We start from the raw sequence: 11,485 nt of genomic DNA on the forward strand, positions 1-11,485 counted from the left end.
GAACCCTCACGAACAGCCCGCAAGACTCACCGCACCGCGATCACGGCCGACCCGTGCCCGAACAGTCCCTGGTTGGCGGCGATGCCCACACGTGCACCGCTGACCTGCCGGTCGCCTGCGACACCTCTCAACTGCCAGGTGAGCTCGCATACTTGGGCGATCGCCTGAGCCGGAACCGCCTCTCCGAAGGAGGCCAGACCGCCGCTCGCGTTCACCGGTATGCGTCCACCCAGTGCCGTAGAGCCCTCCAGCAGCAGCTTCGCGGCATCTCCCTCTCCGCACAGTCCCAGATCCTCGTACCACTGCAACTCCAGCGCGGTGGACAGGTCGTAGACCTCCGCGAAAGAGAGATCCTCGGGGCCGATGCCGGCTTCCTGATAGGCCGCGCGCGCGATCGACTCCCGGAACGTCTCGGCCGCCGGTCGTGCTGCCACCGCCGAGTCGGTCGCGATGTCGGGCAGATCCAGGACGGTGTTGGGGAAACGCGGTGTCACCGTGGACACCGCCCGGATCCGCACAGGATCCCCGGCCCCGTGCCGACGCGCGAACTCCATGCCGGCCAGGACGAGTGAAGCCCCCCCGTCCGAGGTCGCGCAGATGTCGAGCAGCCGCAGGGGATCGGCGACCACGGCGGAGGCGGCGACCTCCTCGGCGGTGACCGGCTTGCGGTAGCGGGCGTAGGGATTGAGCGCACCCACTGCGGCGTTCTTCACCTTGACCTGCGCGAAGTCCTCCGGCGTGTCCCCGTGCATGGCCATCCGCCGGCGTGCGTACAGCCCGAAGTACGTCGGATTGGTCGCACCGAGGACGCGGAAGCGAAGCCAGTCCGGATCGTCGGGCCGATCGCCGCCCGCAGGCCGGAAGAAGCCCTTGGGTGCCGCGTCGGCGCCCACCACCAACACCACGTCTGCGAGCCCCGAAAGGATCTGCGCCCGCGCGGTGTTGATGGCCTGCGCCCCGGACGCGCACGCCGCGTACACGCTCGTGACCCGGGCCCCCTGCCAGCCGAGCGCCTTCGCGAACGTCGCCCCCGCCACATATCCCGGATAGCCGCCCCGCACGGTGTCCGCGCCGACGATCGACCCGATGTCCCGCCACTCAAGACCCGCATCGGCGAGCGCCGCGCGAGCCGCCACCGCGCCGTACTCGACGAAGCTGCGCCCCCACTTGCCCCACGGGTGCATGCCCGCGCCCAGCACCGCCACCTCGTCCGTCATGCCGTCACCCCCGTCGGCCGCCACTGCCACGTCGTCCAGGTCGTCTCTGCGTCCTCATGCAGCACGCCGGGGACGACCTCCACCTCCATGCCCACCGTCAGATCGGCGACGGTGACCCCGGGAACCGCCTGTCCCAGCACCACGAGGCGCTCGGGCTCGAGCTCCACAGCGATCAACGCGTAGGGAGCCCAGGGAAGTTCCGGGTTGGTCACATAGGGTGACGGAGGCCGGTACCGGCTGTCCGTGTACGACCACACACGTCCCCGCCGTGAGAGCGGGATCTCCTCCAGGTCCCCGCCCGGGCAGTCGGGGTTGCGGCAGTGAGCGTCCTCGCGCGGAAAGAAGACCGAGGTGCAGGCCGAGCAGCGGGTGCCGAGGAGACGGAAGTCGGTCTCGTCACCGGCGAACCACCCGGCGACCACCGGTGTGCGCGTGCGTGGCATAGCCCCTCCCGATCATCTGATCTGACGGAACGTCAGAAGTGTGCCACGGGCAGGGGAAAAGCGGCAGGGCAGACCGGCCTCACCGGCGACGCTGGCCTTCCCGTCCGGCTTTCGTGTCCGGCTTTCCGGGTGGAATGCATGCGATCGCTTCCGAGGCGGAACACACTTTGATAGATGCAGGAGACATGACGCGACTCTCGACCGCGGTACGCGGACTGGTCACCACGCTCGCCACCCTCATCGCCGTGACCGCCGCCCCAACAGTTGCCCAGGCGAAGCCAGACCCCAAAGCGCCGAGGGACTTCGTTGCGCTGAGAACCGTGGACCCCACCATCGTTCAGGAGATGCGGTACTTCACCCCGCACAACTTCGTGGGTGAGCGTATCGACGGCTACCGACAGCCCGTGTGCATCCTCACCCGACCCGCGGCCGAGGCCCTCCACAAGGCCCAGAAGCGGCTGTTGCGCCAGGGCTACACGCTCAAGGTGTACGACTGCTACCGCCCGCAACGCGCCGTCGATTACTTCGTGCGCTGGGCCGAGGACCTCGACGACGAGGCCATGAAGGACGAGTTCTACCCGAACGTCGACAAGACCCGTCTGTTCGCGGACGGCTACATCGCCGAGAAGTCCGGGCACAGCCGCGGCTCGACCATGGACCTCACGATCGTCAGGCTGCCGGCGAGGCCCACCAGGCCGTACGTACCAGGAGAGCCGCTCGTACCCTGCTACGCACCCAAGGCTGAGCGCTTCCCCGACAACTCCGTCGACATGGGCACCGGCTTCGACTGTTTCGACACTCTGTCCCACACCCTCGACCCGCGCATCCAGGGCGAACAGCGGACCAACCGGCTGCTCCTCAAGAGCACCCTCGAAGCGCTGGGATTCGCGAACCTTACCGAGGAGTGGTGGCACTTCACGTTCAAGCCCGAGGCCTACCCGGACACCTATTTCGACTTCCCCGTGTCCTGGAAATCCCTGAGCAGGCACTAGAGGCGACCCCCGGAGGACGCCCCTCCGCTGATCGGATACAGTCCGCCGCGTGTCCGAAACTCAGCACTCCGCCCCCAACTCCGCAGCGGACTCCCACTGTTCAAGCTGCGGCGCGCCCTACGGAGAGGGCGTCTCCGGCTGGCCCCGCACCTGCCCCGCGTGCGGTGCCGTGGCCTACCGCAATCCGCTGCCGGTAGCGATCGCGCTCCAGCCCGTGTACGACAAGCAGGGCACTGCCCTGGTCGTCATCACCCGAACCGTCGCCCCCGCGCGCGGAGGCATCGCCCTGCCCGGCGGTTACATCGACGACCGCGAGGACTGGCGGCAGGCCGTCGTCCGCGAGCTCAAGGAAGAGACCGGCATCGATGCGGTCGGCCGCGAGGTACGTCTCGTCGACGCGATGAGCTCTCCCGACGGCCACCTGCTGCTGTTCGGCCTCCTCCCGGAGCGGCCGGCCGACCGCCTGCCGACCTCGGCCGCCACGAACGAGACCGAGGGATGGCACCTCCTGCACAGGCCGGACGAGCTCGCCTTTCCCTTGCACACGCTGGCCGTCAGGGCATTCTTCGAGGGCCGCTACATCTGAGACGAACCCTCATCGAGCCCTCGTATGCGCACCGGACGGGGCGAGGCGATCATGCCGTCCTCGCGCTCCAGCTCGACGACCAGTTTCCGGCCTTCCCAACGCGTGACATACCGCTCGATCTCCGGTTCGTCCCTGCCGTCACCCGTGTCCGGCACGACCAGCCCGCCCCCGGTGCGCCCCGGGGCGGGCGCCCACACCTCCAGTTCCAGCCCGCCGTCGTCCCCGCGCACGGGGACGACGGCACCCGAGCGCGCCAGCACCGGGAGACGGGACATGGGCGCGTCGAGGAGAACCTGCCCCGGCCCCTCGTACGCCCGCTCCGTTGCCGTGTCGTACCAGCGCCCTCGCGGCAGCTGCACCGCACGCCGGTCCGCTCCCGGGCCCAGCACCGGCGCCACCAGCAGACAGTCGCCCAGCAGAAACGCATCCTCGCAGTCACGCAGCGAGCGGTCCTCGGGCGCCGACCACCACAGCGGACGTACGTATGGAGCCCCCGTACGCCGGGCGAGATGCGCCAGCGTCAAGAAGTACGGCAGCAGCCTGCGACGCTCGACGAGCGCCACGCGCGCGTGCGCCAGTACCTCGGGACCGAACTCCCACGGCTCTCTGCGCCCCGCCCGCAGACTCGCGTGCGTACGGAACAGCGGCAGATACGCGGCCAACTGGAACCACCGCAGATACAGCTCCGGCGACGGACTCCCGTCGAATCCGCCAACGTCCGGCCCCGAGTAGGGCACCCCGCACAGCCCGAGACCCATGACCAGCGACAGCGATGCCCGCAGCCCGGGCCAGCCTGTGGCCACGTCCCCGGACCAGGTCCCGCCGTAGCGCTGCATGCCGGCCCACCCCGAACGGGAGAAGACGAAAGGCCGCTCCCGGGGCGCCAGTTCGAGCAAGCCCTCGTAGCCGGCCCTGGCCATGCACAGGCCGTAGACGTTGTGGGCCTCCCTGTGGTCCCCGCCACGCCCTTCCAGGGAGTGCCGGGCCGAACGCGGCAGGGTCGACTCCCCGAAGGCCGCGAACGAGGTCGGCTCGTTCATGTCATGCCAGAAGCCCGAGAAACCCTGTCCCAAGCGCTCCTCGTAGAGCCCGCCCCACCACTTGCGCACGCGCGCGTGCGTGAAGTCCGGGAAGACCGCTTCCCCGGGCCAGACGACTCCCCGCACGAGATGACCCGAGGCGTCCCGTACGAACGCGTCCTCGGCCGTCCCGCTGTCGTAGACGGCATTGCCGGGCGCGGCCTTGACCGCCGGGTCGACGATGGAAACCAGGCGCACACCGTCCCGGCGCAGGTCCTCGGCGAGCTGCGGCAGTTTGGGGAAGGCATCCTGATCGACCGTGAACACCTGGTGCTCGTCGTAATGGTCGATGTCCAGATGAACCGCGTCCAGAGGCAGACCATGCTCCTGGTAGCCCGTAACGATCCGCCTGACCTCCTGCTCGCTGCCGAAACCCCATCGTGCGTGATGGTGACCCAGTGCCCACGCGGGCGGCAGGGCGGGTGCTCCGGTGAGCGCGGCCCAGGCGCGCAGCACGCGCGCGGGGGTGCCCACCATGACCCAGCAGCGCAGCGGACCGCCATCCATCCGCACTTCGCACGTCCCCGCCCGGTCGTGCCCGGATCCCGCGCCCTCCTCGCCCTCCCGCAACGTCACCGTGCCGTCCCACGAGGTGTCGTGGAACACGAGGTGCGTGGCCGCGTCGGCCACGACCACCTGGACGGGCATGGTGATGTAGAGCGGGTCGTCACCAGGACCGAACGCATGGCCAGGGTCGGTGTTCCACAGCCGGTACGTTCCGTCCTTCAGCCGGGGCCCGGACGCCCTCCCCCCGAGCCCGAAGAACCGCGCGTCCGCGGCCACCTCCGACCTTTGCATCCACCGTGCCGCCCCACCGTCGACGGGTTCCCACCAGCGCGGCGGCAGATCACGGCGCAGTCTCACGCCACCGGGCGTCTTCACCTCCACGGCGCCGTGCCGCGAGATGACCACCGTGACCCGCTCGGCCACGACCCGCCAGCCACCTTCCTTGTCGGGCTCCAGCACCGCCCGGGGATCCGGTTCCGGACAGCGACCCGCGAGCGCGTACGAAGGCTCGGGAGAGGCCCCGTCCCAGCCCCAGAAGACGGCGCCGTTCACGGCGACGGTGACGCGGAGCTCGGACCGGCTGAACCGGATGACCCCACCGCCTGGACCGGGCCGCACCTCCTGCACGGGCCCAGGCACCCGGGCACGCTCCGCACCCCGCGGCGGCAGCCCCGCGGCGTCGGTACGTCTCCTGCGCCACGCCGCTCGCACGGTACGCAACCCCTGGGCCGCCCCCACAGAACCGACCACCTTCATCGAACGCACCAGGTCACGACCGTTCATGCTGCTCAGCCTGCCACTGACCGCCCCACACGCGTGTGCCGTTCAACTTCCGTTCACCCGTGCCGGGACCACATCTTCACGACACGGACTGTGTGGGGCGCACCCTGGTGTAGAAGTCGATCACATGGCATCGTCCCTGTCAGCCGCGTCACGCGCACAACCCAGCCGGGCGCGGAAGACGCACACGACGCGCACAGTCCGGGAGTCGCTCCATGTCGATCGTGAACCCTCAGCCGCTCTGGCAGCCAGATCCCCAGCGCATCGCCCGGGCTCAGGTCACCAAGTTCCAGGCCTGGGCCGCCGAGCACCACGGCGCCCCCTCCGAGGGCGGCTACGCGGCACTGCACCGCTGGTCGGTCGACGAACTGGACACCTTCTGGAAGGCCGTCACGGAGTGGTTTGACGTACGCTTCTCCACCCCGTACGAGCGCGTGCTGGGCGACCGCTCGATGCCCGGCGCCCAATGGTTCCCCGGCGCCACCTTGAACTACGCCGAGCACGCCCTGCGCGCCGCTGAGACCCGCGCCGACGAACCCGCACTCCTGTACGTCGACGAATCCCACGAGCCCCTCCCCGTGACCTGGTCCGAGCTGCGCCGCCAGGTCGGGTCGCTCGCCACCGAGCTGCGCGCCCTCGGCGTGCGCCCCGGCGACCGCGTCAGCGGCTACCTCCCGAACATCCCGCAGGCCGTCGTCGCCCTCCTCGCCACCGCCGCCGTAGGCGGAGTCTGGACGTCCTGCGCCCCCGACTTCGGCGCCCGCAGCGTCCTCGACCGCTTCCAGCAGATCGAACCGGTCGTCCTGTTCACCGTCGACGGCTACCGCTACGGCGGTAAGGAGCACGATCGCCGCGACATCGTCTCCGAGCTCCGCCGTGAACTGCCCACGCTGCACGCCGTGGTGCACATTCCACTTCTCGGCACACCGGCTCCCGAAGGTGCGCTCGAATGGTCGGCCCTCACGGCCGCCGACGAGGAACCTATCTTCGAGCAGGTGCCCTTCGACCACCCTCTCTGGGTGCTCTACTCCTCCGGCACGACCGGCCTCCCCAAGGCCATCGTCCAGTCCCAGGGCGGCATCCTCGTCGAACACCTCAAGCAACTCGGGCTGCACTGCGACCTGGGCCCAGAGGACCGTTTCTTCTGGTACACGTCGACAGGCTGGATGATGTGGAACTTCCTCGTCTCCGGCCTCCTCACCGGCACCACGATCGTCCTGTACGACGGCAGTCCGGGCTACCCCGACACGGGCGCTCAATGGAGGGTCGCCGAACGCACGGGAGCGACCCTTTACGGCACCTCCGCCGCGTACGTCATGGCATGCCGCAAGGCCGGCGTGCACCCCGCGCGCGACTTCGACCTGAGCAAGGTCCAGTGCGTCGCCACCACGGGATCGCCACTGCCTCCCGACGGGTTCCGCTGGCTGCACGACGAGGTCCGCGACGACCTCTGGATCGCCTCCGTCAGCGGCGGTACGGACGTGTGCTCCTGCTTCGCGGGAGCCGTCCCCACCCTGCCTGTGTACGTCGGCGAACTGCAGGCCCCGGGCCTCGGCACCGACCTCCAGTCCTGGGACCCGAGCGGCGAACCCCTCATCGACGAGGTGGGCGAGCTCGTGGTCACCAACCCCATGCCGTCCATGCCGATCTACTTCTGGAACGACCCCGACGGCAGGCGCTACCACGACAGTTACTTCGACACCTATCCCGGTGCATGGCGCCACGGCGACTGGATCACTCTCACCTCACGAGGCTCCGTCGTCATCCACGGCCGCTCCGACTCCACACTCAACCGCCAGGGCGTCCGCATGGGATCGGCCGACATCTACGAAGCGGTCGAGCGGCTCCCCGAGATCAAGGAATCCCTCGTCATCGGCATCGAACAGCCCGACGGTGGCTACTGGATGCCCTTGTTCGTGCACCTGGCCCCCGGAGCCGTGCTCGACGAAGCCCTCCTGAGCCGCATCAAGCAGACGATCCGCGAACAGCTCTCACCACGGCACGTCCCCGACGAGGTCATCGAAGTCCCCGGCGTGCCCCACACCCTCACCGGCAAGCGCATCGAGGTCCCGGTCAAGCGCCTTCTCCAGGGCACACCCCTGGAGCGCGCCGTCAATCCCGGCTCCATCGACAACCTCGACCTCCTGCACTTCTACGAGGAACTGGCCCGCAAGCGCGCCTGACCGACGCCCGGCCTCGGACTTGTCGAAGCCACGGCGAGCCGAGGCCGTTGTCAGTGCTGCCGGTTACTGTGAGTGAGCATTGATCGACTGTGCACACACAGGGGGAAACATGGCACACACCGACCACCAGACGATGCGACGCGTCCTGCGCCGTGAAATCGCCGGCACGATCGGCCTGCTCACCGACGAGCACGACTTCCGTGCCATGCGGCATTACCGCAGCTTCACCTTCGACGACCACAAGATCTATCTCCAACAGATGGAGGCGCTCCTCAGGGCTCGGGCCGCCCAGGGCAGTCATACGACGATCGCCCTCTTCGATCCGCAGGAATACGCCGAGTTCTGTGCGGAGACGGGCCTCGACCCCGACACCGCGGCGAGCCGCACACACTTCACAGCCGAACTCGCGACCACGGGACCCACAGTCCCCTACCAGGGCCAGCCCCTGGCAGACCTCGTCCCGGCCCTCGTCGACGAGGCCGTCCGACAAGCCACGTGGGAGTACGCGTCCACACTCCTGGCACGCCTCGGCGCCTGTGCCACCTGCGGCGAGGACATCGGCCGTGCGGCCTTCGTGCGCGCGTCGAGCCTCCTCGTCCGCATCCTCGACACGGCCCAGCCGGGCAGCCGGCACCTCGTCTGCAGTGTCACCGGGACCCCGGAAGCACTCGTCTCCGTCCTGCACGCCGACGAAGACACCGAGGGCGCCACACACCTCGACGAGGCCGAAGCCCTGGAGTTCACCACGGTCCTCGCCGTCGGTCTCGCCACCCGGAGCCCCGGCGGACTCGTCATGCGGACCAGCGCCCCCGGCACGTCCGACCGCATCTACGGATGGCGCCTGCGCGCAGAGGGCCTGGAACCCCTGACGGCCGGCGAGGTCTTCGACGCCTACTGCACCGACATCGAATCCGGAGACCTCATCTCCCCGGAATCCGGCGTCGACTACTGCGTGCCACCGGACCTCGGCAATGAGGAAGCGCCACCGGCACACCACCACTGAAGGCGGATGGGGCGCCCCACCAACAGGTGGAGCGCCCCATCACAGCGGGCCTGCAGCCATCGCGCAGACGTCCTGCTCCGACTACTCGCCGGACAGCACCGCCTGAGCGGCGTTGCGTGCCTCCTCGGCGCTGTCCGCGGCCCGCGCGGCCGCAGCGGCACGCTCACACTGCGCCAGTGTGTACTTGGCAAGCGTCGCCCGGACATAAGGAATCGACGCCGAGCCCATGGACAGGGAGGTCACACCCAGACCGGTCAGCACACACGCCAGCAGCGGGTCGGAAGCGGCCTCACCACAGACGCCACAGCTCTTGCCCTCGGCCTTCGCCGCCTCCGCGGACAGCGCGACCAGGTCGAGCAGCGCGGGCTGCCACGGATCCTGCAGACGGGACACCGCACCCACCTGACGGTCCGCGGCGAAGGTGTACTGAGCGAGGTCGTTCGTCCCCAGCGACAGGAACTCGACCTCCTGCAGAATCGAGCGCGCCCGCAGCGCGGCCGACGGAATCTCCACCATCGCGCCGAACTTCGCCTGCAGCCCAGCCGCACGGCAAGCGTCCGCGAAGGCCTTCGCGTCAGTACGGTCCGCCACCATCGGGGCCATGACCTCGAGGTACACCGGCAGTCCCTCCGACGCCTTCGCAAGGGCCGTCAGCTGGGTGCGCAGCACCTCGGGGTGGTCCAGCAATGTCCGCAGACCTCGCACACCCAGCGCCGGGTTCGGCTCATCGGACGGCGTCAGGAAGTCGAGCGGCTTGTCCGCACCGGCGTCCAGAACACGCACGACGACGCGACCCTCGGGGAAGGCCTCGAGTACCTGCCGGTAGGCCTCAACCTGCTTCTCCTGCGACGGGGCCTTCTTGCTGTCGTCGAGGAAGAGGAACTCGGTCCGGAACAGACCGACACCCTCGGCACCCGCTTCGACAGCGGCCGGAACATCGGACGGTCCGCCCACGTTGGCCAGCAGCGGCACCTTGTGGCCATCGGCCGTGGCACCCGGCCCGGTCGACGCGGCGAGGGCGGCCTTGCGTGCGGCGGCAGCGCTCTCCAGCTCCGCCTTCTTCTCGTCGCTCGGGTCCACGAAGACGTCGCCCGTGCTGCCGTCCACAGCTACGACCGTACCCTCGGCGAGCTCACCGGCACCCGGCAGCGCGACCACGGCCGGCACACCGAGCGCCCTCGCCAGAATCGCGCTGTGGCTGGTAGGCCCGCCCTCCTCGGTGACAAAGCCGAGGACCAGGGCCGGGTCCAGCAGCGCCGTGTCGGCCGGCGCGAGGTCGCGGGCGACAAGGACATAAGGCTCGTCGCTGTCCGGGACACCCGGCATCGGGACTCCGAGCAAACGAGCGACGATACGATTCCGCACGTCATCGAGGTCGGCCACCCGGCCGGCAAGGTACTCACCGGCACCGGCCAGCAGCTCGCGGTAGGCAGCGAAGGCGTCGTACACGGCACGCTCGGCCGTGCTGCCCACGGCGATACGCCGGTCCACATCCGCCATCAGCTCAGGATCCTGCGCCATCATGGCCTGGGCCTCGAGCACAGCTTGAGCCTCGCCGCCCGCCAGATTGCCGCGCGCCATCAAGTCGGCTGCCACAGCTTCAACGGCCTGGCGGGCGCGCCCCTGTTCGCGCTCCGCGTCCTCGGCCGGAATCTGCTTGGCAGGCGGCTCTAGGACCGCCGTTCCCATGTGCCGAACCTCGCCGATCGCCACACCGTGGCTCACGCCGACGCCTCGCAGCGTTGTCTCCATCTCACCCGTCTCCGATAGTGCGGCGAGCCCGGCCGCCGCGTTGGTTGTCTTCCCTACGTGCCGCCCGGCGACGGCACCGACGTCACTTCCAGACGAAGAGACTGTCGCCGGCCTTCACATCGCCGTTGTCACGCAGTTCGGAGAGGGCCTCTGCCGTCGCCTCAAGGGCCACGACCGGGCAGACCGGAGACTTGCCGGCTGCCTCGACCGCCGTGGGGTTCCATCGGACGATGCTCTGGCCGCGCGTCACGGTGTCGCCCTTGTTCACGAGCAACTCGAAGCCCTCGCCGTTGAGCTGCACCGTGTCGATGCCGAGGTGGGTGAGGACACCGTGGCCCTGCTCGTCGACGACGACAAAGGCGTGCGGATGGAGGGAGACGATGACTCCGTCCACGGGGGACACAGCTTCGGACGGTTCACGCACCGGGTCGATCGCGGTGCCCGGGCCGACCATGGCCCCGGAGAAGACCGGATCCGGCACGGACGCCAGTCCGACGGCGCGTCCTGCCAATGGGGACGTCACGGTGGTCATGGGAAGCCTCCCAGGGGTGGAGATCGATATGGCCGTCGCCGCCTGTGCGGGACGGCGCACTGTTTCAGCAGCGTATGTCACATGAAGTGCCGGTTCCGCGTGGGCAGACCGGAGTGGTCTAGACCATACCCCAAATCGATTTGCACCCGCTCCGTGACCGCGTGTACTGTCGTACTCCTGCTTGGGGCTGAGCGAAGCGACTACGCAACCTCGCCGGGCAGCAACAAACTTGTCAGATCCTATCTCGGGGTCGCCTTCTGCGTGCTCGCAGGATGGTGGTCAGAGGGCCGGAAAAACCCTGATAGAGTTTGGAAACACCGAAGGGAAGCGCCCGGAGGAAAGCCCGAGAGGGTGAGTACAAAGGAAGCGTCCGTTCCTTGAGAACTCAACAGCGTGCCAAAAATCAACGCC

9 protein-coding genes are annotated in these 11,485 nt (G+C 69.0%); 4 read left to right on the forward strand and 5 right to left on the reverse strand.

Annotated elements, in window-relative coordinates; genetic code table 11:
• Nucleotides 1-26: 26 nt before the first annotated feature.
• Nucleotides 27-1,217 carry a lipid-transfer protein gene (locus ACFY5C_RS26250; protein WP_389448038.1) on the reverse strand — a complete coding sequence of 397 codons (1,191 nt, stop codon included), beginning with the start codon at nucleotides 1,215-1,217 and terminating at the stop codon, nucleotides 27-29.
• A complete protein-coding gene (locus ACFY5C_RS26255; RefSeq protein WP_389448073.1) occupies nucleotides 1,214-1,639 on the reverse strand; it encodes a Zn-ribbon domain-containing OB-fold protein in 426 nt (141 codons plus the stop codon). The genes ACFY5C_RS26250 and ACFY5C_RS26255 overlap by 4 nt, the downstream gene beginning before the upstream one ends.
• A gap of 206 nt (nucleotides 1,640-1,845) precedes the next feature.
• On the opposite strand from ACFY5C_RS26255, the gene ACFY5C_RS26260 reads away from it, so the two are divergent.
• Together ACFY5C_RS26260 and ACFY5C_RS26265 are read left to right on the forward strand one after the other, a co-directional pair.
• A complete protein-coding gene (locus tag ACFY5C_RS26260) occupies nucleotides 1,846-2,652 on the forward strand; it encodes a M15 family metallopeptidase (protein WP_389448040.1) in 807 nt (268 codons plus the stop codon).
• A 49-nt stretch (nucleotides 2,653-2,701) separates the two neighbouring features.
• Nucleotides 2,702-3,238: an NUDIX domain-containing protein gene (locus ACFY5C_RS26265; protein WP_389448042.1), complete on the forward strand. Its 537-nt coding sequence runs from the start codon at nucleotides 2,702-2,704 to the stop codon at nucleotides 3,236-3,238.
• Here ACFY5C_RS26265 and ACFY5C_RS26270 read toward each other — a convergent pair.
• Nucleotides 3,229-5,607: a TIM-barrel domain-containing protein gene (locus ACFY5C_RS26270; protein WP_389448044.1), complete on the reverse strand. Its 2,379-nt coding sequence runs from the start codon at nucleotides 5,605-5,607 to the stop codon at nucleotides 3,229-3,231. The two genes, ACFY5C_RS26265 and ACFY5C_RS26270, sit on opposite strands and share 10 nt — an antisense overlap.
• A gap of 212 nt (nucleotides 5,608-5,819) precedes the next feature.
• Here ACFY5C_RS26270 and ACFY5C_RS26275 point away from each other — a divergent pair, with 212 nt between their 5' ends.
• Nucleotides 5,820-7,787 (forward strand): acetoacetate--CoA ligase, encoded by a 1,968-nt coding sequence (locus tag ACFY5C_RS26275; protein WP_389448045.1) that lies wholly within the window; start codon nucleotides 5,820-5,822, stop codon nucleotides 7,785-7,787.
• Between the two features lie 109 nt (nucleotides 7,788-7,896).
• Complete coding sequence (locus ACFY5C_RS26280) at nucleotides 7,897-8,790, forward strand: hypothetical protein (RefSeq protein WP_389448047.1); 894 nt, start codon at nucleotides 7,897-7,899, stop codon at nucleotides 8,788-8,790.
• An 81-nt stretch (nucleotides 8,791-8,871) separates the two neighbouring features.
• Here the strand turns inward: ACFY5C_RS26280 and ptsP are convergent, their stop codons facing one another.
• Together ptsP and ACFY5C_RS26290 are read right to left on the reverse strand one after the other, a co-directional pair.
• Nucleotides 8,872-10,542, reverse strand: a complete 1,671-nt coding sequence (gene ptsP, locus ACFY5C_RS26285) for a phosphoenolpyruvate--protein phosphotransferase (protein ID WP_389448049.1) — start codon at nucleotides 10,540-10,542, stop codon at nucleotides 8,872-8,874.
• Between the two features lie 82 nt (nucleotides 10,543-10,624).
• On the reverse strand, nucleotides 10,625-11,074 hold the full coding sequence (locus ACFY5C_RS26290) for a PTS glucose transporter subunit IIA (RefSeq protein WP_389448051.1): 450 nt from the start codon (nucleotides 11,072-11,074) through the stop codon (nucleotides 10,625-10,627).
• Nucleotides 11,075-11,485: the final 411 nt, after the last annotated feature.

Source organism: Streptomyces sp. NPDC012935, from assembly GCF_042900345.1.
Taxonomy (GTDB): domain Bacteria; phylum Actinomycetota; class Actinomycetes; order Streptomycetales; family Streptomycetaceae; genus Streptomyces.

What these genes read in the sequence shown, in the direction of transcription:
- ACFY5C_RS26260 (WP_389448040.1), top strand. Translation starts at nt 1,846, where the DNA reads ATGACGCGACTCTCGACCGCGGTACGCGGACTGGTCACCACGCTCGCC.
- ACFY5C_RS26250 (WP_389448038.1), bottom strand. Translation starts at nt 1,217, where the DNA reads ATGACGGACGAGGTGGCGGTGCTGGGCGCGGGCATGCACCCGTGGGGC.
- ACFY5C_RS26270 (WP_389448044.1), bottom strand. Translation starts at nt 5,607, where the DNA reads ATGAACGGTCGTGACCTGGTGCGTTCGATGAAGGTGGTCGGTTCTGTG.
- ACFY5C_RS26275 (WP_389448045.1), top strand. Translation starts at nt 5,820, where the DNA reads ATGTCGATCGTGAACCCTCAGCCGCTCTGGCAGCCAGATCCCCAGCGC.
- ACFY5C_RS26280 (WP_389448047.1), top strand. Translation starts at nt 7,897, where the DNA reads ATGGCACACACCGACCACCAGACGATGCGACGCGTCCTGCGCCGTGAA.
- ACFY5C_RS26290 (WP_389448051.1), bottom strand. Translation starts at nt 11,074, where the DNA reads ATGACCACCGTGACGTCCCCATTGGCAGGACGCGCCGTCGGACTGGCG.
- ptsP (WP_389448049.1), bottom strand. Translation starts at nt 10,542, where the DNA reads ATGGAGACAACGCTGCGAGGCGTCGGCGTGAGCCACGGTGTGGCGATC.